We start from the raw sequence: 253 nt of genomic DNA on the forward strand, positions 1-253 counted from the left end.
CTTGACGTTGCCAGCGAGGATCGCGACGCGGTCGTTCCAGGCCTGGCTGAGGCTCGCGCCGGCGGTGCCGCGGCCAAGGCCCGGCAGTGCATGCAGTGCATCGACGTCGCGCGGCAGCTCGCCGCCGTGCAGTTCGCCACAGCGCTGCGCGGCGGCATGCAGGGTGCGCGCGCGGGCGTAGTCGCCCATGCCGGCCCACTGCGCCATCACCGCGTCGTTGCTGGCGGCGGCGAGGTCGGGCAGGGTGGGGAAC

The 253-nt window shown here is 74.7% G+C and carries 1 pseudogene; it reads right to left on the bottom strand.

The window, feature by feature from the left end:
* A pseudogene (locus tag ACQG3P_RS20825) lies at nucleotides 1-253 on the bottom strand (A/G-specific adenine glycosylase); the annotation flags it as partial.

Source organism: Stenotrophomonas sp. SrG (assembly GCF_050031795.1).
Lineage (GTDB): Bacteria > Pseudomonadota > Gammaproteobacteria > Xanthomonadales > Xanthomonadaceae > Stenotrophomonas > Stenotrophomonas rhizophila_A.